This is a genomic window from Candidatus Methanodesulfokora washburnensis, assembly GCF_003947435.1.
Lineage (GTDB): Archaea > Korarchaeota > Korarchaeia > Korarchaeales > Korarchaeaceae > Methanodesulfokora > Methanodesulfokora washburnensis.
This window is the reverse complement of the sequence record NZ_RCOS01000062.1, coordinates 1-23,006: the sequence shown is the minus strand read 5'-3', so window position 1 is coordinate 23,006 and position 23,006 is coordinate 1. Positions and strand designations below refer to the sequence as shown.

The 23,006-nt window shown below is 44.0% G+C and carries 21 protein-coding genes; 11 read left to right on the top strand and 10 right to left on the bottom strand.

The window, feature by feature from the left end; translation table 11 throughout:
- Nucleotides 1-79: 79 nt before the first annotated feature.
- Nucleotides 80-1,738, bottom strand: a complete 1,659-nt coding sequence (gene thsB, locus D6D85_RS03985) for a thermosome subunit beta (protein WP_125670922.1) — start codon at nucleotides 1,736-1,738, stop codon at nucleotides 80-82.
- Between the two features lie 104 nt (nucleotides 1,739-1,842).
- Here thsB and mtnP point away from each other — a divergent pair, with 104 nt between their 5' ends.
- The 4 genes from mtnP to glmM all read left to right on the top strand — a co-directional run bounded on the left by mtnP (nucleotide 1,843) and on the right by glmM (nucleotide 6,318).
- On the top strand, nucleotides 1,843-2,661 hold the full coding sequence (gene mtnP, locus D6D85_RS03980) for an S-methyl-5'-thioadenosine phosphorylase (protein ID WP_125670781.1): 819 nt from the start codon (nucleotides 1,843-1,845) through the stop codon (nucleotides 2,659-2,661).
- Between the two features lie 87 nt (nucleotides 2,662-2,748).
- Complete coding sequence (locus D6D85_RS03975) at nucleotides 2,749-3,960, top strand: phosphoglycerate kinase (protein WP_125670780.1); 1,212 nt, start codon at nucleotides 2,749-2,751, stop codon at nucleotides 3,958-3,960.
- On the top strand, nucleotides 3,950-4,972 hold the full coding sequence (locus D6D85_RS03970; protein WP_125670779.1) for a type II glyceraldehyde-3-phosphate dehydrogenase: 1,023 nt from the start codon (nucleotides 3,950-3,952) through the stop codon (nucleotides 4,970-4,972). Before D6D85_RS03975 ends, D6D85_RS03970 begins: the two co-directional genes overlap by 11 nt.
- Nucleotides 4,973-4,974: 2 nt before the next feature.
- The gene (glmM, locus tag D6D85_RS03965) at nucleotides 4,975-6,318 is read left to right on the top strand and encodes a phosphoglucosamine mutase (RefSeq protein ID WP_125670778.1); all 1,344 of its coding nucleotides are present in this window, start codon (nucleotides 4,975-4,977) and stop codon (nucleotides 6,316-6,318) included.
- Here glmM and D6D85_RS03960 read toward each other — a convergent pair.
- A complete protein-coding gene (locus D6D85_RS03960; protein WP_125670777.1) occupies nucleotides 6,311-6,739 on the bottom strand; it encodes a hypothetical protein in 429 nt (142 codons plus the stop codon). The two genes, glmM and D6D85_RS03960, sit on opposite strands and share 8 nt — an antisense overlap.
- An 83-nt stretch (nucleotides 6,740-6,822) precedes the next feature.
- Here D6D85_RS03960 and D6D85_RS03955 point away from each other — a divergent pair, with 83 nt between their 5' ends.
- Nucleotides 6,823-8,181, top strand: a complete 1,359-nt coding sequence (locus D6D85_RS03955) for a nucleotide sugar dehydrogenase (protein ID WP_125670776.1) — start codon at nucleotides 6,823-6,825, stop codon at nucleotides 8,179-8,181.
- A 62-nt stretch (nucleotides 8,182-8,243) separates the two neighbouring features.
- Nucleotides 8,244-9,464, top strand: a complete 1,221-nt coding sequence (locus D6D85_RS03950; protein WP_125670775.1) for a pyridoxal phosphate-dependent aminotransferase — start codon at nucleotides 8,244-8,246, stop codon at nucleotides 9,462-9,464.
- A 273-nt stretch (nucleotides 9,465-9,737) separates the two neighbouring features.
- Here the strand turns inward: D6D85_RS03950 and D6D85_RS03945 are convergent, their stop codons facing one another.
- On the bottom strand, nucleotides 9,738-10,520 hold the full coding sequence (locus D6D85_RS03945; protein WP_125670774.1) for a BtpA/SgcQ family protein: 783 nt from the start codon (nucleotides 10,518-10,520) through the stop codon (nucleotides 9,738-9,740).
- A 100-nt stretch (nucleotides 10,521-10,620) separates the two neighbouring features.
- On the opposite strand from D6D85_RS03945, the gene D6D85_RS03940 reads away from it, so the two are divergent.
- Nucleotides 10,621-12,945, top strand: coding sequence for a DNA-directed DNA polymerase (locus tag D6D85_RS03940; protein WP_125670773.1), 2,325 nt, complete (start codon nucleotides 10,621-10,623; stop codon nucleotides 12,943-12,945).
- Here the strand turns inward: D6D85_RS03940 and D6D85_RS03935 are convergent.
- From D6D85_RS03935 to D6D85_RS03925, 3 genes are all read right to left on the bottom strand, one after another.
- Nucleotides 12,942-13,283 (bottom strand): 30S ribosomal protein S26e, encoded by a 342-nt coding sequence (locus D6D85_RS03935; RefSeq protein WP_125670772.1) that lies wholly within the window; start codon nucleotides 13,281-13,283, stop codon nucleotides 12,942-12,944. The two genes, D6D85_RS03940 and D6D85_RS03935, sit on opposite strands and share 4 nt — an antisense overlap.
- Before the next feature lie 108 nt (nucleotides 13,284-13,391).
- On the bottom strand, nucleotides 13,392-14,834 hold the full coding sequence (gene proS / locus D6D85_RS03930; protein WP_125670771.1) for a proline--tRNA ligase: 1,443 nt from the start codon (nucleotides 14,832-14,834) through the stop codon (nucleotides 13,392-13,394).
- A gap of 73 nt (nucleotides 14,835-14,907) precedes the next feature.
- The gene (locus tag D6D85_RS03925) at nucleotides 14,908-15,522 is read right to left on the bottom strand and encodes a hypothetical protein (RefSeq protein WP_125670770.1); all 615 of its coding nucleotides are present in this window, start codon (nucleotides 15,520-15,522) and stop codon (nucleotides 14,908-14,910) included.
- Between the two features lie 273 nt (nucleotides 15,523-15,795).
- Between D6D85_RS03925 and D6D85_RS03920 the strand changes: the two genes are divergently transcribed.
- Nucleotides 15,796-16,494 carry a nucleotidyltransferase domain-containing protein gene (locus D6D85_RS03920; RefSeq protein ID WP_125670769.1) on the top strand — a complete coding sequence of 233 codons (699 nt, stop codon included), beginning with the start codon at nucleotides 15,796-15,798 and terminating at the stop codon, nucleotides 16,492-16,494.
- On the opposite strand, the gene D6D85_RS03915 is transcribed toward D6D85_RS03920, so the two are convergent.
- The 3 genes from D6D85_RS03915 to D6D85_RS03905 all read right to left on the bottom strand — a co-directional run bounded on the left by D6D85_RS03915 (nucleotide 16,491) and on the right by D6D85_RS03905 (nucleotide 19,534).
- On the bottom strand, nucleotides 16,491-17,555 hold the full coding sequence (locus D6D85_RS03915; RefSeq protein WP_125670768.1) for an mRNA surveillance protein pelota: 1,065 nt from the start codon (nucleotides 17,553-17,555) through the stop codon (nucleotides 16,491-16,493). The genes D6D85_RS03920 and D6D85_RS03915 overlap by 4 nt on opposite strands.
- Nucleotides 17,556-17,559: 4 nt before the next feature.
- On the bottom strand, nucleotides 17,560-18,816 hold the full coding sequence (dnaG, locus tag D6D85_RS03910; RefSeq protein ID WP_125670767.1) for a DNA primase DnaG: 1,257 nt from the start codon (nucleotides 18,814-18,816) through the stop codon (nucleotides 17,560-17,562).
- A 193-nt stretch (nucleotides 18,817-19,009) separates the two neighbouring features.
- Complete coding sequence (locus D6D85_RS03905; RefSeq protein WP_125670766.1) at nucleotides 19,010-19,534, bottom strand: MogA/MoaB family molybdenum cofactor biosynthesis protein; 525 nt, start codon at nucleotides 19,532-19,534, stop codon at nucleotides 19,010-19,012.
- 117 nt (nucleotides 19,535-19,651) lie between these two features.
- On the opposite strand from D6D85_RS03905, the gene D6D85_RS03900 reads away from it, so the two are divergent.
- The 3 genes from D6D85_RS03900 to D6D85_RS03890 all read left to right on the top strand — a co-directional run bounded on the left by D6D85_RS03900 (nucleotide 19,652) and on the right by D6D85_RS03890 (nucleotide 22,658).
- Nucleotides 19,652-20,722 (top strand): polyprenyl synthetase family protein, encoded by a 1,071-nt coding sequence (locus D6D85_RS03900; protein ID WP_125670765.1) that lies wholly within the window; start codon nucleotides 19,652-19,654, stop codon nucleotides 20,720-20,722.
- A 210-nt stretch (nucleotides 20,723-20,932) separates the two neighbouring features.
- Nucleotides 20,933-21,748 (top strand): hypothetical protein, encoded by an 816-nt coding sequence (locus tag D6D85_RS03895; RefSeq protein WP_125670764.1) that lies wholly within the window; start codon nucleotides 20,933-20,935, stop codon nucleotides 21,746-21,748.
- A 103-nt stretch (nucleotides 21,749-21,851) separates the two neighbouring features.
- Entirely contained in the window at nucleotides 21,852-22,658 is an 807-nt protein-coding gene (locus D6D85_RS03890) for a hypothetical protein (protein ID WP_125670763.1), read from the top strand.
- Nucleotides 22,659-22,764: 106 nt separating this feature from the next.
- Here the strand turns inward: D6D85_RS03890 and D6D85_RS03885 are convergent.
- Nucleotides 22,765-23,006, bottom strand: a 242-nt coding sequence (locus tag D6D85_RS03885; RefSeq protein ID WP_272914416.1) for a substrate-binding domain-containing protein, incomplete at its 5' end; no start/stop codon positions are given.

Below are 23,006 nucleotides of genomic sequence, written 5' to 3'. Positions count from 1 at the left end.
TAATAAATAGAATTACAACAAAAAATAAAAATAGAAGTAAGTCGAGAAGAAGAGCATCTTTTCTCAGGCTATTACCTCCTTAGAACTCAGATTCCTTTCCGAAGCCCTTCTCCTCTTCTTTCTCCTTTTCTCCCTTCTCCTTCTTCTCCTCCTTCTCGTATGGCTTTGCTGATATTATGTCATCAGTCTTTATTATCAGTGTAGCAGTCTCTGTAGCAGCTGCTAGAGCATTTCTCACAGCTCTGTATGTGTCAACAACGTTGAGCTTTGCCATGTCTGCTATATCCCCGGCTATTGGATCTATTCCATAGGATATTCTTCCCTCTGAATGCTCCTTTCTCAGCCTAACTATAGCGTCAACAGAGTCCATTCCAGCGTTTTCTGCCAATATCCTAGGTATGCTCTCAAGAGCATCCGCAAATGCCTCAATTGCGAGTTGATCCTTCCCTCCAACCTTCTCAGCATACCTTCTCAGCCTTATTGCCAGCGCTTGCTGTACAGCTCCTCCTCCCCAGAGCACTTTTCCATCCTCGACGACATTTCTTGTCACATATAGGGCATCCTTAAGCCCTCTCTCTGCTTCATCCAGTATGGTGTCAGCTCCAGCCCTGAGAAGTATTGTCACAGCCTTTGGGTTCTTGCAGTTCTCCACGAATATCATCCTGTCATCTCCAACCTTGCGCTCCTCAACTAGACCGGCATATCCAAGGCTCTCTGGTGTTAGATCATCAAGATTGCTTATTATCCTACCACCAGTTGCCTTCTCCAGCCTTGTCATATCTTTCTCGCTTATTCTCCTAGCTGCAAGAATTCCACGCTTTGCTAGGAAGTGCTGGGCAACTTCATCTATTCCCTTCTGGCAGAAAACCACATTGGCCCCGGATGCAGCTATCTTCTCCACCTTCTCCTGGAGCATCTTTGTCTCCTGCTCTATAAAGCCTCTAAGTTCCTGAGGACTGGATACCTGAACTTCAACATCTATCTCCGGCTTTTTGACCTCTAATGACACGTTTAGCAGGGCTATTTTTGCATTTTCAACTCTTCTTGGCATGTTCCTGTGGACTACCTCCTTGTCCAGTACTATCCCCTTCACATACTCGGTCTCAGAGAGGCTCTTTCCCTTCTTCTTCATTATCTTGACATTGTCTATGTCAACAACTTTCTTTCCATTGTGCTCCTCTGCCACAGATAGGACTGATTCAACAGCTATTCTAGCCAAGAACTCCTTCTCTCCTCTTATCATCTTGCTGGCCATTGCTGTTGTAGCAACCTTTATGAGCCATTCCTTATCATCGGGGTTCACTTTTGTTGCCAGATTGTCCAGCTCCTCTTGAGCATATTTAAGGGCTTTCTCAAACCCATCTATTATTATAGTTGGGTGTATATCCTTGTTGAGCAGATCCTCTGCCTTCTCAATGAGCTCACCTGCAAGGACAACGGCTGTCGTGGTTCCATCTCCAGCCTCCTTATCCTGAGCTTTAGCGAGATTCACCATCAACTTTGCGGCTGGATGGGCCACTTCCATCTCTTGGAGTATTGTGGCTCCATCATTGCTGACTGTTATATCTCCTAGGGAGTCCACTATCATTTTATCCATTCCCTTGGGTCCTAGAGATGTCTTTATTATGTCAGCTATTGCCTTTGCTGCCTCCATGTTTATCCTTCTAGCTTCCTCACCCTTAGTCCTAGTAGTACCCTCCTTGAGGATAAGGACAGGTCTACCTCCTATATTGGCTATGGCCATTAGACATCACCTCCATTAGCGCACAACCTGTCTGTCTCAATGTAGCTAGATGCAAATATAAATGTTGAGCTACCCTTATAAGAGCAGGAGGTGTGCTCATGCCAAGAGTTGCGATAATTGGAGGAAGCGGATTCTACTCTCTATTTGAGAATCCGGAGCAGAGAGAGGTAGAAACTCCATTTGGGAATGTCATCTTGGAAGTGGGGAAAGTAAGGGATGTGGAAGTGGCTTTTATTGCCAGACACGGAAGAAGACATGAGATACCCCCATCTAAGGTGAATTATAAGGCCAATTTATATGCCTTGAAACAGATAGGAGTGGAAAGAGTTGTGGCAACTAATGCTGTTGGTGCAATAAACCCATCTATTGAACCGGGGACTTTTGTCGTCCCACATGATTTCATCGACTTCACAAAGAACAGAGATAGCACATTTTACGATGGAAAGACCGAGATTATGGTGGATGGGAGGATTCTGAGGGGAGTAGTTCATGTATCCATGACTCCAGATCCATACTGCCCGGAGATAAGGTCTGCTATTCTTCAATCTCTCAGCGAAGCTGGTGTGAAGTTCGTTGATAGAGGGGTGTACGTGGTAACAGAGGGAAACAGGTTTGAGACCCCTGCTGAAATAAAAGCTTTCTCCTTCCTTGGCGGGGACATAGTTGGGATGACAGGAGTTCCTGAAGCTGTTCTAGCCAGAGAACTGGCTATGTGCTATGCCACTTTGTGTCTCGTCACAAACTATGCTGCTGGAGTTCAGGGGAGCAGAAAGCTAACTCATGATGAAGTTGCTGAGATATATGAGAGGAATTTGAAGAATTTGAGAGATGTAGTGGCTAGAACTGTGGAGCTAATACCACTGACCAGGTCATGCAGTTGTGGAAAAGCGCTGGAGGGTGCGATAGCAAGCAAGTGATCCTAAGACCTAGCACTAGCTAACTAATATATAAATATGGAAAAAATTTTTTATTGATACTTTAACAGCCATTAAACTAGGGATAAGATGCCCATCAAGGACATACCAACCCTTGATGATATAGATGTATCGGGCAAAAGGGTCTTTTTGAGGGTTGATCTGAATGTTCCTGTGGGAAAAAATGGAGAGATACTGGATACAGAGAAGTTTAAGGATGCCGTTGATACCCTAAAAGAGATAGTTTCAGCCGGATCCTCTGTTGTAGTCGCAACTCATCAGGGTAGGCCGGGCAGCTCTGATTTTATATCAACAGAACAGCATGCGAAGTATCTATCTGAGTTCTCGGGCATAAATGTCGAGCACGTCGATGATGTGATGTCCAAGTGGGTAAGGGATAGAATAAGCTCGATGAAACCAGGAGAAGTGATAATGCTCGAGAATCTGAGGATAATATCCGAGGAAAACGAGGAACTGAGCGTAGATAAGCTGCTCAGGACCCATTTTGTGAGGAGGCTCGGTCCTCTCTTTGATGTATATGTGAACGATGCATTTCAGACAATACACAGAGGTCATCCATCTCTTGTCGCATTTCCCTACATAAAACCATCTGCTGCAGGAAGACTTATGGAAAGAATGCTGAAGGAGCTCTGGGAGATAGATTCGATAAAGGGAAAAAGAGTTTTTCTTCTAGGAGGATCTAAGGTGGAGGACAAGTTAAAGGTCTCTATTTATGCATTGAGGCATGGGAAAGTGGATGAAGTTCTGTCTGGCGGCCTTCTTGGAATACTTCTTGCAATGGCTGCAGGTCACAGTGCTGGAAAATCAGCTGAGATAATAGATGATCTGGATATACTTCTGCCTGCCGCTAAGGAGCTTTTATCCAGCTATAAGGACAGAGTTTTCTATCCAGTTGACTTTGTTGTGACGCAGAATGGGAAGAAGAACATAGTTCCAGTTTATTCGGTGCCGAAGGATGCAAAGATAGTTGATATAGGACCTGGCACTGTTGAGATATACAAGGAGAGAATGGCAGATTCGGATCTTGTGATAGCAAACGGCCCCATGGGGATATTTGAGGATCCTGAGTTCAGATATGGGACAATGGAGCTTATAAAAGCAGCAAAGGACATGAAAGGGGAGTTTGTGTTCTGTGGAGGCCACCTCAGCTCTGCTGCTAGGATGCTCGACATGAAGAACTCAAGAATCTATACAGCTGGTGGTGCAACACTTTATAGCTTGGCTGGCATGCCCCTTCCGGCATTGGATGCCCTGAGGGAGGGATCGAAGCGTGCCCATTAAAATTGGTGTTGTGGGATATGGAACCATAGGAGCCAGAGTAGCTGAAGCTGTGATGAAACAACCTGACATGGAGCTAGTGGGAATAGCCAAAACAACCCCTGATTACAAAGCAAAAACTGCTATTTCAAGGGGAATGAAAATTTTCATTCCTGAGAACTCTGTTGAGAGCTGGAAGAAGGCTGGCATAAAAGTTGATGGATTTATCGAGGACTTGGTCAGAGAAGTCGATGTAATCATTGATGCGACACCAAAAGGTGTCGGAAAAGCGAACTCAGAGATGTACAAAAAGGAGGGAAGGGTAGCAATATTTCAGGGAGGGGAGAAGAAGGACTTAGTTGAGGCCACTGTTGTTGCTCAGGTGAACTACGATGAAGCGAGAGGAAAGAGGATGATAAGGGTTCCATCCTGCAATACAACAGCTCTATCTAGGATATCTTGGTTCTTTGAGAGGGAGTATGGTGTCGAGAGAATTATAGCAACGATAGCAAGAAGAGCAGCTGATCCTGCAGACAAGAAGGAGGGGATCATTGACAACATTGAGTTCGATCCTATAAAGCCTCCTTCGCACCATGGAGAGGACGTCAGGACGGTGCTGAAAAACCTGAACATATTCACAACAGCTATAAAGATACCTACTACGCATGCACATCTACATTTAATAAATGTAAAACTCAGGAAAAAGGTAAGTAGGGAGGAGATATTGGATGCTCTATCTGAGGAGAGGAGGATCATGCTTGTCTCAAGCGAGGATGGCATAACCACAACATCAGATGTGTTCGAGCTAAGCAGACATCTCGGCAGACCGATGAACAACATCTATGAGAATGTTGTATGGGTTGAGTCAATTCACTCAGAGGGAGAGTGGGTATACTTAGCTCAGGCTGTGCATCAAGAGGCCATTGTGGTTCCCGAAAATATAGATGCAATAAGAGCTGTTGCATCCAGCTTGGATGCTGAGAGCTCGATGAACACAACCGACAGAACCTTGGGAATAGTGAGGGGCAGGATATAAGAATGTCCCTTATCTTCACACCTCTAGGCATAAGAGGGGTGTTTGGACAATCTTTTACAGCAATGGATGCACTGAGGATAGGAAATGCCTTTGGATCAATTCTGGGAGAAGGCTCTGAAGTGGTTGTTGGAATGGATACAAGAAAAAGCAGCCCCATTGTGTCCAAGGCAGTTGTAGCAGGGCTGAACAGCGCTGGAGTCGATGTGATAAACCTAGGTACTGTGCCAACTCCTACAATAGAATGGGCTGTGGATTACCTGAACGCTGATGGAGGTGTGGTAATCTCGGCATCTCACAACCCACCCGAGTGGAACGCGCTGAAGCTGTTGGGTAGAAAGGGCATATTGATAAGGCCGGAGGAGACAGAAGAGGTGAAAAAGCTCTATGAAAAAGGATCATTCTACAATTCTCCTTGGAGCTCAGTTGGAAAGGAGGAGCATCTTGATGTAATACCGGAGTACATAGCAGCTATTGAGAGGCTTGTGGATATGAGCTCGATAAAGGAGGCAAAAATTCGTGTGGTGCTGGACCCAAATGGAGGGGCTGGTGTTTTTGTAACCCCTTACATAATGAGGGATCTTGGCACGGAGCTGATTACAATAAACTCGGTTCCCGGAGTATTTTCTAGGGAACTGGAGCCGAGGCCAGAAACCCTCACATCTTTATCAAGCGTTACAAGATCCTTGGGTGCGTCAATCGGCTTTGCTCATGACACAGATGCAGATAGGCTGACCATAGTCACCGAGCAAGGGGAGGTCATGCCAGAGGACATATCTTTAGCACTAGTGGTGGACGGGATACTGAGGGAGCTTAGGGGAGGAACTGTTGTTGTGAACATAGCCTCATCCAGAATGTTTGATGATATAGCATCCAGATATGGCGCCAGAATAGTCAAGGTGCCGGTAGGAGAAGTTTACGTGGCCCATAAAATGCTCGAGATAAACGCTGATGTTGGAGGGGAGGGGAGCTGTGGAGGCGTGATATATCCTAAATTCCACTATGGAAGAGATGGACCCTTTGCTGCAGCTAAAATAATTGAGAGAATGGCCAAGGAGGGGAAGAAGATAAGCCAGCTTATCTCAGAACTTCCCAGATATCACATTATTAGGTTTGATATTAAAGTGAAAGTGAACTGGGAGAATGTGAAGAGAAAGCTGATGGAGATGGCTAAGGAGAAGGGCATGGCAGTAAATGAGATGGATGGCATAAGGTTGGATGGAGAATCCGGATGGTTTCTGATTAGAGAATCCAAAACGGAGCATAAAGTGAGGATAGTCATAGAGCACAAAAGCAGGGATGAAGCTGAGAGGATAAGGAATGAGATATTGAGGATCCTCTCTAACTGAGCTTTCTCTCCTTCTCCATCCTATCTATTTTGTCAGATGCCATCTTCAACATGGTTCCAGCTGAGCTGTAGGAGATTACAGCGAAGGGAAGATACGATGCAAAGGCCCCAGGTTGAGTGGAGTAAATCGAGGCAAAAAGCCCCACTAAAGGAATGAGGAGAGATGAAAGGATCAATCCTCTGGTGAGGTTTCTAACGAATTTTTCCGCATCCTCTGATAGGATCATTCCTCTTGCATATCTTTGGCTTATGAAGAACAGGACAAGAGCAACTGTAGTGGTTACGAGAACTGCAAATGCTGATTCTGCCTCACTTCTGGCCAAACTGATTGGAAGAATTGATGCAATAACCATAAAAACAGCTGGCATTAGAAGAAATGCAGATGATATCTTGTTCACATTTAACCTGAGCTCTGCTGACATCAAGCTGCAGAACAACGGGGAGAATATAATCATGACTGATGGGTTCTATTTTTTAAATAGCCTCCATCATGACAGGGGATAAAATGCTGGCAGAGCTGAGTGATGAGGAACTAAAAAGTCTTTTGTCCAGAGGAGAGATAAGAGCTTCTTTCTTTGGCTTGGGCAGGGTTGGCATACCTTCGATGCTCGCTTGGGCCAATGCAGGAGCTAGATGCATAGGAGTTGATGTGAAGAAAGATATAGTGATGAAGATAAATAATGGGGAAAGTCCAATAAACGAACCACTTGTTCAGGATTGGCTTTCAAAATTTGTCAGGGATGGGAGGGTAAGAGCGACAACAGATGGTGCTAGTGCATCGAGAGAGACTGAGGTGAAGGTAATAACAGTTCCTGTCACCCTTTTGAATGGAAAACCTGATCTCAGTGCCCTTGAGAAAGCAGCTTTATCGATAGCAGCTGGACTTAAGCGAGGCGATCTTGTCATACTGGAGAGTAGCGTTCCTCCCGGGACTACAAGGGGGTTCTTAAAGAGAATTCTTGAGGAGAAAACTGGAATGAAGGCTGAGGATGACTTTCTCTTGGCATATAGTCCTGAGAGAATAGCAGAAGGAAGGGCTATAAAGGACATAGTGGAGAATTATCCTAAGATCGTTGGAGGGATAGGACCTAAAAGCCTCAGGGTTGCCTCAGCTCTGTATGAAATGATAGCAAAGAAAGGAGTTAAGAGGATGTCTAACGAGATGGCTGCTGAGTTTGAAAAGCTTGCTGAGGGAGTTTATAGAGATGTGAACATAGCTTTGGCAAATGAGCTGGCCGAGCTCTGCAGAGAACTGGGGCTTGATTTTGAGGAGATAAGAGAGGCGGCTAACAGTCAGCCCTACTCACATCTTCACAAGCCAGGAACAGGCGTTGGAGGCCTCTGCATACCTATATATCCTGTCTTTCTCATGGAGAAAGCCAACTCCCTTGGAATTAAGCTGAGCCTTGTGGAGACAGCTAGGAAAATAAACAGAGATATGCCGGGAAAAATCTCCTTTCTGGTGAAAAAAGTTGCTGAAATAATGGAATTGAGCTATCCAAACATAGGCATTCTCGGCCTAGCATTCAGAGGAGATCTTGATGATTCGAGACTATCTCCAACATATGACCTAGTTCTAGAGCTAATGAGACTTGGATATAGGAGCATAATTGTCCATGATCCATTTATAAAGGAGGATGAGGTTCTGAAGGAGCTCGGAGTTAAGCTTACATCAAATCTCGAGGAAGTTCTGACCTGGGCTGATATAATTGTAATATCCACAGACCACAGCTTGTATAAGGAGATCGATTTTAGCAAACTGTGTGCAAGAAGGAGAGTCGGCTTGGTCGATGGAAGAGATGTTGTGGAGAATAGAGCTGGGTGCGTGTACGTTGGGGTTGGGAGACCGTTTTCCTACAAATAAATTTTTTAACAATGAATGAATTCTGTTTTTATTTTTAACCCTCTTTCTTCCGATGTGAGAACTTGAGAGGAATTTCCGATATAGCTCTATATTCGATAAAAAATCCAAGCTCTATAAGGGAGATAATGAACCTTGTTGCTGATTTTCAGAAGCATCCTGAGAAGTATCCGAAGAAACTGATATATCTTGGTGGAGGGTGGCCGCAGGATCCTCCTCCAAGACAGATATTCGATGCTTACAGAGAACTTAGCGATGAAGAGCTGAGGATCAGCGCAGGGTATCCACCGACAAAAGGGGATCCGGATTACTTAGAAGCCATATGCAAATATGAAAGGGAGGTTTTTGGAGGAAAATTTGGAGTAGAGGAGATAATATCTGGAAATGGAAGCACAGATTTGACATCAGCTTTATTTAAAGTGTTGTTAAATCCGGGAGATGAGGTTGTGCTCACAAGGCCAAGCTATCTCAACTATGATAGGCAGATCATAATAGAGGCCGGCATGGATGTGAGAATAAAGAGGTGGAACCTCATAAAGGATCACTTCTTCTCCCCCAATATAGACGAGCTTCAGGAGATCGTGACTGACAGAACCAAACTACTTATACTGACATCTCCTGGAAATCCAGATGGCCAAGTGATAGATGATGATCTCATGAAGGCAGTTATAGACATAGCTGAGGAGAGGAAATTCTATATACTATTGGACGAGGCTTACAGGGCTTTTCACTTTGAGAAGGAGCCTAGATACATCTCAAATCCATATAAAAGTGACTCTTTAATACTTCTTCTCACTCTCTCCAAGGAATTAAGGCTTCCTGGATGGAGAATGAGCCATATTGTGGCAAATCCGGATCTTATAAGGGCAATTGAGACGGTGGAACAGGCAAAATCCCTTGCCCCTAGCAGGCTTCCTCAAAGAGTGTTTGTAAAAGCAATTTCAAAGGATGTGAATGGAATCAAGAAGTTCATAAGGGAATATACTCCTAAGAAATACGGAGAAGTTGCAAGAAAAACAGTTGAGCTCATGAGAGAGGTGCCGAAGATAGAGATACTTGAGCCCAAAGGTGGATTTTACGTCTTCTTCGATGCATCTATGATAGAAAGATCCTCCTCTACATTTGTCAGCAGGCTTCTCAAGGAGCAGCAGGTTGCTCTAGCTCCGGGAGCTGATTTTGGCATGGAAGGATGGGTAAGGCTTTCCTTTGCCCCATCTGTGGAGGATCTAGGGTACATAGAGGAGGGAATAAACAGAATAAAGGAGTTTGTAACGGGATCTAGCTAGCAGTGAGCTGCTCCACGACTAAAGTCGGGAGCTTCCAGCGTTTAGAGCAGGCTTTACGCCTGTCCCCTCATCTGCTGGTTCGGGGGGCTCACAGCTCCCCCATCCCATGCCTCTCGTTAAGGCATGGGCTAAAGGCATCTTGCCTCCCTCACGGACCCGGAACATCCGAGCCATGGATTTCAGGGAGGTTTGTATTTAAACTTTGCCCATTCATCCCAGAGCTAAAGCTCTGGGTTTTCTGGGCTCCCATTTTTATAAGTCCAGCTTGATTTATCAAATTCTTTTTGCTATCTCCACAAGTTTTTTCACCCTTTCTTGGTCTATTGGTGCTTTTAAATCTCCTCCTCTGAAATAAGATCCTACTATTGCTCCATCAGCATATTTAAGAAGATTCGCATTCTCCGGCGTTATACCACTTCCTATCAACAACTTGCAGTCCACTTTCTCCCTTATCTCCCTTAGAATATGTTCATCAGGAGGCACTCCTGTCCTGCTTCCAGTTACTATTATCGCATCTGCAAGCCCCCTCTCAATTAGATCCTTCGCTTCATCAACAATAGGCTGCTCCACTATAGGCCTTGCATGCTTCACTCTCACATCAGCAAATATATCTACCCCTCCGCCGAGCTCTCTTCTCTTTCTCAGGAGCCTGAAGGCCTCCCCTTCTATTATGCCCTGATCCGTTGCATATGCCCACATGAGAACATTTACCCTTATGAAAGAGGCACCTGTCGCTTTTGCTATTGCCAATGCCGCCAGAGAATCATTTCTGAGAACATTTACCCCGACAGGTATGCTTGAGCTCTTAACAGCAGCGTTAACAGCAAGGGTCATGCTTGCTATAGTCTCGGGAGGAACCCTTCTTGGATAGAAGGGGATGTCCCAGAAGTTCTCCACGATAACAGCATCTACTCCTCCCTTCTCCATTATCTCGGCTTCTTTTGATGCTTTCTCCACGATTTCATCCATATTTCTGAAGAGAGGGGATCCAAGAGTTGGAGGAAGGTGTATCACACCTATTATCACAGGCCTCTCTGCGAACTCAAGCCTTCTCACTAGAAACAAGCCTTGAAGATGTTAAAAAAGTGACCTTCAATCAAAGAAAGTCCATTTATATTAATCTTATGTTTAAGCTTGATGAGAGCAGGAAAAAAGTATGAGGTTGTCCTTCTGGCTCCTTGATATAAATACAGAGAAGGAAGATAGCAGGCCTGAAGTGCAGATATGGGGTATAACTGAGGACGGAAGAAGAGTTTTGCTGCTGGATAGGAGTTTTATTGGGAGCTTCTTCGTTGTTCCAAAAAATCTAAGCCCAGATGAAGTTGCAAAAAAGATATCTGCTGTTAAAGGAGTTGAGAAAACAGAAATTGTCAGGAGAAAACTCCTTGGAAAAGAGATTGATGCAATTAGAGTCTATGTTAGAGATCCCGATGAGATCGATGAAGTTGCAAAAAAGATATCAAAAATGGAGTTTGTGAATGGATGCTATGGACATGACATAAGATATTCCATGCAGTACATGTTTGAGAAAGGGATAAGTCCAAGCAGCTGGTTTGAGGTTGAGGTTGAGGAGGAAGCGAAATCCAATGTAAGAGTAGATGGAGTCTTCAGAATCGTAGGAGATTTTAAGCGTGTGGAAAGGAGTAATCTTCCGGATCTAAGGATAATGGCCTTTCACTGTGTGCTCATAGGGGGGAAGGGCAGTCCAGATCCTGAGAGGGATCCTATAACGGCTATATCAGTACTGGGAGATGATGTAAAGACCTTTATAGGGGATGAGAGGGATGTTCTATCGTCTTTTGTCGGCTATATAAGCAGTTTTGACCCAGATATAATATTTGGCTATGGGACAAACAAGAGAGACTGGGATTATCTTGTCAAGAGGGCAAAAATAAACGGAATTCATCTTGATGTTGGAAGGGTAAAGTCTGAGCCTCATACTAGCGTTTATGGTCATGTATCAATTACAGGAAGGGCCAATATGGATCTAATGGATTTTGCTGAGGATTTATACGAGGTAAAACTCAAGACACTTGAGAATGTAGCGGAATATCTGGGGCTTGGGAGGCCTGATGATATAGAGGAACATGAGCTCAGGGAGATGAGGGAGAAAGGGGATCTAGGATCAATAGCTGAGTTCTCGAGAAGAAGAGTGAATCTGATAAGGAGGATAGGGGATAAGTTCATCGAATATGCAGTTCAACTCTCTCAGATAGTTGGACTTCCATTGGATCATGTTGCCTCAGCTGCTGTTGGATTCAGGGTAGAGTGGTTCATAATCAGGGAAGCCTTGGAGAGAGGAGAGCTGATCCCGCAGAGAAAGGAGGTATCCGCAGAGACTTATGTGGGAGGGATGGTCCTTACTCCCAAGCCTGGGATTCACTCTAATGTTGCAGTGCTTGACTTCGCTAGTATGTATCCCAATATAATGGTTCTTAACAACATATCCCCTGACACCTACATTCCACCGGATGAGAAAGTGCCCCCAGAAGAGTGCAATATAGCCCCGGAGGTCGGATACTGCTTCAGAAAGGAGCCCCCCGGTCTCTACAAGGAGATTCTGAGAAAGTTGTTATCAGCTAGAAAGGAGATAAAAGAAGCTCTAGCGAGAGCAAAGGAAGGTTCTGCTGAGTACAAACTCTTAGCTGCTAGGGAAAAGGCGATAAAGGTGATAGCAAATGCGACATATGGGTACTGTGGATGGGTAGGAGCTAGGTGGTACATGAAGCCCGTTGCTGAGGCTACAGCTGCATGGGGGAGATATACGATAAGAAGGGCAATGGAAATCGCAAAGGAGATGGAGCTTGAGATAATATACGGTGATACAGACAGCATATTTGTCAAGTATGATGCGGAAAAAGTGAACAAACTACTGGAGGAGATAAAAAGAGAGCTATCCTTGGACATAAAGCTTGAGAGAGTCTTCAAGAGGATAATATTCACGGAGGCTAAGAAGAGATATGCAGGCCTCCTTGAAGATGGGACAATAGATGTTGTGGGACTTGAGTTTGTGAGGGGAGATTGGCCAAAGATAGCTAGAGATGCCCAGAAGAAGGTCATAGAGATAATACTCACTGAGGAGAATGTGGAAAGGGGGATTAAAAGGGCGAAGGAGTATGTACTGGATCTTGTCTCGATGATGAAGGCTGGCAAAATCCCGCTAAAGCATTATATAATATGGAAAGAAATTACGAAATCAGCCGAGGATTACAAGGCAAGGGCTCCTCATGTTGAGGTGGCAAGAATAATGAGGGAGAAGGGGTGGAGGATTCAGCCAGGGGATAAGGTGGGCTATGTCGTGGTGAAGGGATCCGGAAAATTGTATCAGAGGTCTCTTCCATACTTCATGGCAAGAATAGAGGATATCGATGTGGAGTACTACATTGAAAATCAGGTGATCCCAGCAGTAATGAGAGTATTATCCCCGCTGGGAGTAAAGGAGCTTGGCATAAGCACAGGAGGACTTGCCGATTTCTTCTAGATCTTCAGGAACTTAAGAGGTATAGTGGAAGAGCCAGTTTTCTTTGATCTAGCTTGAAGAGGTGCTCTTATCTTTCTGTCCTCCTCCTTTCTAGGACTTACTATTCCATAATATACTGCGCAGCTCACACAGTAATAGCGGGTTTCAAGCCTCTTTGACACATATGCTCCCTTCTTCTCCAGATCCTTTGCAATAGATCCCTGCACAGGAGAAGTCCACACAGTCACCTTTATCGCTTTATCAGCGGGAACAAGCCTGTGGCATTTGTAGCATTGAACTGTTCTCTCATGACCTGAGTTCTTCAGATTTCTTCCCCTGTTCTTCCTTTTCTTTGCCAATTACATCACCCTTTTAATTACCAATTTTATCCTACATCCCACCTATTTAACCGTTACTCATTGTGAAGAAATCAATAAATAGTATTTTAGTAGCCTCCTAATAGTATTTTAGTAGCTCCTGCCCACCCAAGCAAGATGTACTGCTTTCTCTCCACATGATATACACTTCTTATTCTCTCCTTCAAGCTTATTCTCCTCGTAGCCAAGCAGGGAATATCCAGCTGCCTCCTCTACATCAAGGGCGCACTCTTTCTTTCCACACCATGGGAATGAGACTATCTTTTTCTCTAACAATTCTTTTATGGCCTTTTTATCCTCAATGTACGCTATCCTAGACCTGAAGTACTCCAATGCCTCTCTTCTCAAGTTCTCCTCTATATCCCTCAGCAGCTCCTCTATCCTTGCATTAATTTCCTCAAACCTCACCATCACTCTGTCTCCTGTGTCCCTTCTGAAAAGGGTGACAGTCCTGTCCTTTAGCTCTTTCTCCCCTACCTCAACCCTGACAGGTATGCCCTTTATTTCCCACTTGTAAAATTTATAGCCGGGTTTCTCATCTTCCCTATCATCCAAGACAGAGCTAAACGAGGATGAAACAACTCTATATACCTCCCTAGCATACTCTTCTATCTCTCTTTCATGCTCCTTTGCTGGTATTGGGACGATTACAACTTTTATAGGGCTTATCTTCGGTGGCAGCCTCAATCCTTTATTGTCCCCAAGTATCCCTATGACAGCTGCAAACGATCTTTCAGATATGCCAAAACTAGTTGTGTTGACATACTTCTTGCTGCCATCTCTATCAACATACTGGAGGTTGTAGGTCTTAGCAAATAGGTCTCCAAAGTTTATCACGCTTCCCAGCTCAAGGGCCTTTCCATCGGGCATTACAGTGATGAGATCATAATTGTAGTGAGCTCCCGGAAACGTGTCCCAGGGAGGAGTTTTCACAACAATGTATGGAATCAGGAGTTCATCATAGAACCTCTTGTATATCTCAACGCCCAGCTTTATCTGTTCTTCTGCCTCCTCAAATGTGGCGTGAAATGTGTGGCCCTCCTTAAAGAAGGCTATCTCCCTAACTCTGAGCATGGGCCTTGTCGCCTTTGTTTCATATCTATAGACCGGCACTACCTGATATATCCTGAGGGGAAGATCTGCGTAGCTTTTTATCCATCTGGAGAGTATCTCATACATTATAGCCTCGCTTGTCGGCCTCAAGGCGAGCCTTTCATTTAGATCGGTCAGGCCAACTCTAGTTATCCAATATATTGTGTTTTGAAATCCTTTTATGAAGTTGAACTCCCTAGAGAGAACTGATTCCGGCACTATGGATGGGAAATAAACTCTCTTATGGCCTGTCTCTCTCATCAGCCTCTCCATTATGTTCATTATGTTCTCCATTATTGAGTAACCATAGGGAAGCCACACGTACATTCCCTTGACAGGATATCTATCATCAAGTATTTCTGCCTTAAAGAGAAGCTCATCAAACCATCTTGAGAAATCTATCTCTTTTTCTGTCAGCTCATATGCTTTTTTCTCCGACATGAGCTCTCCTCCTGGTTCACTTGCTTGGAAGATTAGCTCTTTTTAACCTTTTTGTTCCATTAATAGGATTTATTTATTGAATTATTCTTTCATATGAATGATATATATTGTAGAGAGCTCCAGGGGTATCATCTTCAAGCTCCCAAGCTAGCTTTAAATAAGGGTTTTCAGCCGTTTTCACACCCCAAGCAACCCCCACTTCCCTAGAGATAACCTCGATATAGGGGGATATCGCATTCTTTATGTCTTCTCCAGCTATAACGAGCCTTCCTCTCTTGATGAGGACATCTGGAGAGCCGGTGTCACAATATCTGAAGAAGATCGCAACTAGATCATCTAGAAATAGGGGAAGGACAATTTTTGCATCCTGTCTACAATATTCTCTGACAGCACGAGGTATTTCATCATATCCTATGGGAAGCTCAGGCTTTATGATTTCAAGGGAGACTTCCGGAAAGCTGCTCTCTATTGTGCTCAATATTTGGAATGCAGGCTCATCTAGATCTCTTCCAAGGGGAACAAAAAGTATTTTATCATCTCTTTCCAGAAGCTTCAGCTTTCCTATCGTTTTTCTTACCTTAATTATTATCGATTTTCTCAGACATTGTTCGCAAAGCCTCTCTCCAGAGTACTCCCTTGTATATATGGCCTCTCTTGTCCTGCACATCGTGCACAACTTGCCGGTCATGCCCAACAAACTTTCAAAGAGCAGGTAAAAGATTTTAAAGCTTTCTGTTAATCTCGCTCTGAAAAGGCTTTCATGTAAATAATGGCCGGGAATTAGGCCCATGGTTCACTGTTGAACAATCAAAGTGGAGCTTCAAAGCAGCTTTCATCCAACGTTAAGTTATTAAGGAACAGCTCTAGTCAATTTCAGGAATGTCCTGTCCAACCTTGATGAAATTATAGAACAGGTGAAGATGGATGAGCTTCTCCGGATCTAAGATATAGGAGGTCATAAATGCTTCCATTTGAGCCCGAGATACATGTGATATATGATGAGGAGCACTGGAATCTCCTTAAGATGAAAAGAGAGGTGGCTTTGAGGTTTATGAGCAGATTGTTCAGTTTTGGAGTAAAGTCTTATGTCTACGGGAGTGTTGCAAGAGGTGATGTGAGAAAAGCCAGCGACATAGACATAATTGTGCTTGAGCCGGTGCTTCCTCTCTCATCGGTGGAGAGCATATTGGCTGAGCTAGGCGATCCTGTCAGAAGGGAGATAGTTCAAGCAACTCCAAGAAGCACGCCGAAATTCTACATTCACTATGAGGGCATGGTTACAGTATCATTTCCTCTCTGTCATCTTGGGGAGAAGGAGAGCTTTTTCTACAGGTTTGGCGGGATGAATGACCTGAAAGATGTGAGAAAAAGAGTTCCTGGAGTGGATAAAAAGCTTATGCTGGTTTACCCAGTTGAAGAAGGCCATATATCCATAGGAGTAGTTGGCAGAGAAGCCCTTGCAGCTAAAATTCTATCAATACCAATTAAAGTAGTGGAGGAGAGAGTTAAAGTGCTGAGGAGGAGAAAGGAAGTCGGAACAACGGGTTTGTACTTAAAGTACCAGCTTAATACAGAGGAGGGACTTGAGGAGGCCATTTTAAGGTTATCCAGAGTGAAGAAGTGGTTTTTCAGGAGAATGAGATCTTCAGGACTTATTTAATATACTGGAAATCTCAGAACTGCTATTATATGGCCAAACATTTTCAACTGCTCCCCGACCTCGGATCTGCTGTCCACTACATGAAAATCCGTCTTTTTTGCCTCGGCATCCGCTAATATTTCCAGAACAGCATCTCTATGTTCCTCGGAGAATAAAAGATCGCTTGATATGAGTATCTTCTCTGCAGCTCCATACTGAACGGATTTTTTGACATCCTCAATTCCATATGAGATAAGGTTGGATCCCCTTGCCAGAAGCTCTAGAAATTTATCCATCACTTCCATGGCCTTAGTCATCTCAAGGTCCCTTATCACGGAGTCAACAGATCCTCTCCTTATCAGCTCCCTTATGCCGTTCATGGTTGAGTTGCTTGCATCATATATCCTAACTTTTTCAGCTATATCCGGTCTTTTCTCCTTTAGATATGAGAGAAAGCTCTCCTTGAAGAATCCAGGACCGCCTACTATTACTGCTGCTACCCCCTCCTTTATGAAGTTATCTATTATCGATATCAGTTCTTTAAACGTTCCCGACATGGAATCATGATAGCTGTCAAGATCCTCCTTTGACGCAGATCTGGATGAGAGCACTGCCACCTCCTCCAGCCTGAAGTTATCGAGCAGAGCAACAGTAGCTCTTCTCTCATCCATAGCTATAAGCAGTACTCTCGGCTTTTCCGATCTCTCCAGTGCTTTCTCCATAATAACATAGTGCTCCCTTCTCCAACTCTTCTCTATCTCCAACACATCTCCAACGCTCACATTCAGCGTGTGATGCTTCCCCTTTATGCCAAACCTCTCGGGAGCTGATACTACTATTCCAGTTATCCTTATCCTGTCAGCATACTCATCTATTTTCGCCTTTTCCACTCTTATTGTAATTACCATCGGCACCATCTCTCCGCTGTCAGCTCTTTGAGACTCCGGTTTAACCTTTCTGAGGGTCTTCATTGTGATCAAATCGTCCTTTTCTATCAGATAATACAGCCAGATAAGGTCCTCTGTGCTATCTATCTTCAGCTTAACTATTCCCCTCTTTCTGTCCTCCTCCAGAATTCTCATGCTTTTACTCCAGCGTTATCACTCTCAAACCTGCTGGTATCTTGATGACCTCGTGGATCTTAGCTCCTACAATTGTTCTAACACCTGATTGATAGGCCTTATCAATTATCCTCTGCGTGACTATGCCGTCATAAACTATGTGTTTCACATCCTTTATATTTCCTATACTGTTATATAGTTCAGATATGGGAATCTCTGCTATTCTGTCGAAGTTCTCTCCAAGGAGCACTGCCTTTTCCTTCCCAGCTATCTCCTGGAATATCCCCCTTAAGGGCTCAGGTATCCCGTTTAGCTTCTGTATCTGGATCTCTGAAGCTTTTACCTGTGGTTCTTCTTGAATCTCTGTTATACTTTCTGCTTGTACCTCGACAAGCTTTTTCTCAACCTCTTTCCTTCTCTCCCTCCTTATACCGAGCTCCTTTGCTACTTCATCAGCAGGCACAGCAGATGAAAGGGCGGCTTTTATCTCCTTTGCTGTTAATTCCTCTACACCTTTTCCGTTTGGAGCCCTAGCAACGAAATCTATATCTGTTTGCTCAAGAAGAGACCTAAGAACAAGCTCCCCTCCTCTATCACCATCCACAAAAGCTGTGGCATATTTCCTCCTTATGAGATCTACTAGGGAGTCAGGTATCCTCTCAACAGCTCCTCCTACAGCTATGACATTGCTGTAGCCATATCTTATCATGTTAAGAACGTCAGCTCTTCCCTCCACGACTATTATCTCCTCTGCCTCCTCCACGCCCTTTGCTGCTGGCAGTCCCTCTTTTCCATAGAGCACCAAACTTGCCTTTGCGGCCTCAGTTCTTATCATATCAAGTATCTTCCTCTGGTAATCTCTAGATGATGCAGTCCATGACTTCAGTATTTCCGCTGCTCTCTTCGCAATCTCCTTCCTCCTCTCCTCTCGCTCATCCACTATCTCCTTCAAAGTAACTGTTGCCGGATACGGGCCTACCTTATCTATTGTCTCCATGGCAGCCACCAAAAGAGCGGTGCTCACTCTATCAAGCCCTGAGGGAAACATTATGATGCCCTCTGATTTCTCATCGACTTTCTTCAGCTTCACGTATATCCTTCCGACCTTTCCGGTTCTCTGGAGCTCCTTAAGCTCCAATTCTGGGCCTAAAAGGCCCTCCAGCTGGCCAAAAATTGCCCCTATAACATCACTTGGATCAACAACACCATTTATCGTTATGTGAAGCCTAGCTACATATTTGTGAGGCAACAATTTCTGCCTCTGCTCCTCCACCTCTCCCATTTTAAGCACCTCTTATAGATTTGTGCGCCTACCGACAATCCCCTGAGGTCAAAGGTCGGCCCACGCCTTCCTCCCTACCCCGGGGTCAATCGTGGGTAGGCGCCATCGAATATCCAAGCTCGGATATATAATTCCTACTGGGGCACTCCATAAAATGATTTAATCTATAAATACTTAACAAAATATATAATAATTATCTTTTCTTGCTATATCCTCTAGCGACCCAAACTGCATGAGCGGACTCTGGTATTATTATCCTCTCAAGGGCCAGCCTCACGGCATCAGGGGATCCTGGCAAAAGATACACAACTGTCCCATTTATCACACCTGCAGTGGCCCTGCTAAGCATAGCAGCAGGACCCACCTCACTATAACTTAGAAACCTGAAGATCTCACCGAATCCAGTTATTTCTCTCTCAAAAACTGGTTTTATAGCCTCAATTGTGAGATCCTGTGGGTGTATTCCTGTTCCTCCGCAGACAATAACTACATCGGATTTTCTCACCATTCTCATAACTGCCTCCCTTATCATATCCGGATTATCAGGGCATATGTCCCTCTCCACAATTTCATTACCTGATCTTCTAAGAAGCTCCTCGGCTAAATCCCCTGTTATATCTCTCTGTTCTCTGTTCTCATATTTAGAAGTGCTGACAGTCAATATGGAGAACTTTAGAGGGGAGCTTGCCTCCTTTCTGTGTTCCTCATGGCTTCTCATAAGGACTGTTGAACCTCGCTTTAAAAAACAGGTAAGACTGAATTCAAAATATTATTAATTTTAGATTTTATATAAATTTACTATCGCTTTTTATTCTCCCATGTCCCAAGCGCTGAGGTGATTCAAACGGGCCGCTTGGACGAGTTTGCAAGCAACTATATTCCATTGATAAACAAATGCATAACAGAGCTTCTGGAGAAGAAAATGAAAAAAGACAATGAAGTAGTTAAAGCATACTATGAGAAAATAATGGAATATGTGCTCGCTGGAGGCAAAAGAGCTAGGCCGATCGCTCTCTTGGTCTCATATATTGGATCCGGAGGGGAGGATGTAGACAGGGCTGTGAGGGCATCCATCTCCGTTGAGCTACTTCACAACTCATCCTTGGTTCATGACGACATAATGGATGAAAGCGAGACGAGAAGGGGACTTCCGGCTTTACATGTGCAGTATGAAAGATGGTTCAGGGAAATGGCAAGCGACAAATTCAGCCCTCCGAGAAACTCTGGAATATCCCTCGGAATACTTGGAGGAGATAGCCTTCTGGAGCTGGGAATAGAGGCAATTTTGGAAAGCGGATTTCCAGAGAAAGCAACAACAAGATCTATTGAGGAGTACATCATTGCATACAGAAGGCTGATAGAGGGACAGCTCTTAGATATGTATCTGAGCGGCCTGACGATGCCTTCTGTTGAGCAGATAATAGAGATGCTTAAGCTTAAAACAGGGGCTTTATATGCAGCATCTCTGAAGATAGGAGCTATTCTAGCTGGAAGAGAGGATCTTCTGGATGATCTAGAGGAGCTTGGGTTTATGATAGGCATAGCATTCCAGATAAGGGATGATATACTCGGCCTCTTCGGGGATCCAAGGAAGACCGGGAAACCTGTTGACAGCGACATAAAGCAGGGGAAGAGAACAATACTGGTGACAAAGGCTTACGAGGTGTTAAGCGAGGATAAAGCCAGAAAACTCATCTCCCTTCTCGGAAAGAAGGATCTGACTGATGATGAGCTGGAGTTCGTGAGGAATGCTGTGATCGAAAGCGGGGCCCTTTCCTTCTCCCAGCTCATGGCCGAGGAGTATATGGAGAGGTGCAAGGATCTCATAGATGAGCTGGAAATGAGGGATGATCAAAAAGAGTTGCTGAAGGAGATAGCCGAGAGAGCAGTTAGAAGGGATAAATAGAACTGCAGCAAGATCTTATCATTATCGCATTAGTCTAGCTGAGATAGATCAGATGAGTTATTTCTACTTCAAGATATGAGGATTGTGGAAGTAGCTTCATTGATGCAGGGCGTAGTTTCCCGGTAGAGCTTTAATTTTATCTACATTATAACAAACTATAAAATTAAAAAAACTTTATATTATTTCCGGTTTACGTTTTAAGGGGTAACAATGAAGGGGGTATTAATTGTTCTAGCTCTTCTTGCAGTCTTGTTGGCATCCATAGCGACGGTATCGGCAAATTCCGAGGATATCAAAGGCAATATCAACGAGATTGCTGATAAATTTGTCGATATATTCGAGAAGAAGCTCTGCAAAATGACGGAGGAGGAGATGAGTGCTTCCGGTCTCACTAATGAGGATATCAAGAGGGCTAAGGAATTCTGCAATCTCCCGAGAAGTGAGAAGAGGAGGATACTGATTTCTGAGCTTAAAAAAGCTGAAAATTATGTAAAAAGCTGTAAGGAGCTTAGCGCATCTCAGATAACACCATATCAGCAATACTGCTCCCTTAACGGTGGAAAATGTGCTGGAGGCATAAGCTTTTATAACTGCTGGACAGCATTGAATGTGCCATGTCCTAGGATATTTGTCTCCTCCTGTCGCATAGTGCAGATGCCAGCTAGCTGTTGCACTCCTGGAAGTGTTTACTGTCTGTGGGGATGTGAAAATCCAGATCCGCTGCTGGGATTCGGATCTGCTCCTGGAGAAGAAAGACGTTTCAACAGCGTAAATGAGTTCAGGACTTATGTAACATCTAAGGGGTATTATGAAAGCGTTTTCTCCTATCCAGAACGGGGGATATATGATTTCACAAGAGACATTGGCTATGGATACAGGTATGAGGCTTGGCTTGATGCACGTAGTGGTCGTCCTCCTTACATAGGACGCAGTGAGGGACCTGAGCCCAATCCAGACCCCAACTGGTATGGCTACCTTAATGGCTTCTGGCCCACTTATAGTTTGGCATGGCATCAGAGCTGTTAAGGTGTAATCCATGAGAAAACCCCTTCTTATTATATCTATTTTTTTATTTATATTGTTTGTATCCTACCTTATATTGTATTATGAACAATCCGAACTATCTGATGTGGATGAGGTCATCAACCTGTGCAGGGCATCGGTGCAAAATACCGAGGTAAATGATCTCTTTAGGAATGGAACTGTCATAATGTACAATTTCACAGGATATGTAAAGGGATGTGGAGGACCCTTGGCATTTATTAAGCAGGGACCTATCCAGTTCTTAGAGAACTGTATCAAAGGAAAGGCAGTATATCACTATGGATCAGATTATATGGTCATCTTGGAGAACAGAACCCACTATCTGGTCTACATATTCGTACTAGAGGCTTATCCCTTTCATTCTAAAGGTATATTTAAAGAAATAAGATACATAGCTATATATAACAAGAGAGGTGCCAAAGGATTACTTAAGCCCGATGTCCTCTACCATGCATGGGAGGGGCGCCGAGTCAATGGATCAGCAATTGTTTACTATAGGCCCGTAAAAGATGAGAAACAGATGATGATATTGATAAGCAGCCAGTGGTTTCCCCAATACTGGACTGAGGAGCTTGTATCGAAAAGGAGAATATACGTAGAAGCCCCCATCTTCGGAATTGCTTGGAATGTTTCCATGGAGTTCATAAAAGAGATAAATATAAACAATAGAAGTATTATAATAGTTAAGTACATCTATCCCGAGAGCTCTTTTATATGCTGCGTGGATCGTAAGACAGGCATTCCATTAGCATGGATATCACACAATAATAAGCCAACTTACTATGAGCACTTGGCAGAAATAGATAACATGAGCAGATGGCCCTATTTGGCAGAAATGCTAGAGGAGCAGAAGTGCATCGACACAGAAACAGGAGAGGTCATCAAGCCCTAACAAAGTTAACTGCAAAGTCATTTAAGGCTCCCTTTTCCTAAGTTTATAGCAGAAATCTATCAGCAGCAAGAATGAGTTCTTTAGTTCATTAAGTGGAAATATAAGGCTAAAGCACTTCCCCCATGTTTTCCTTGGGGATCATTCCAGGGATAGAGCTTATGACAGATCTGGCTTCCTCTGATCTAAGTATTTCTATAAATGTCCTCACTCCCCTCTTCTCCACTCTGTCCTTTCTGACTAAGAAGTCATAATCCTCATATGAAATCGGCATGAAGTCTAGGTCATAATATCTAGCTACAACCTCTATCCCCACGCCAACATCAGCTAAACCATGTTTTATAGCTGAAG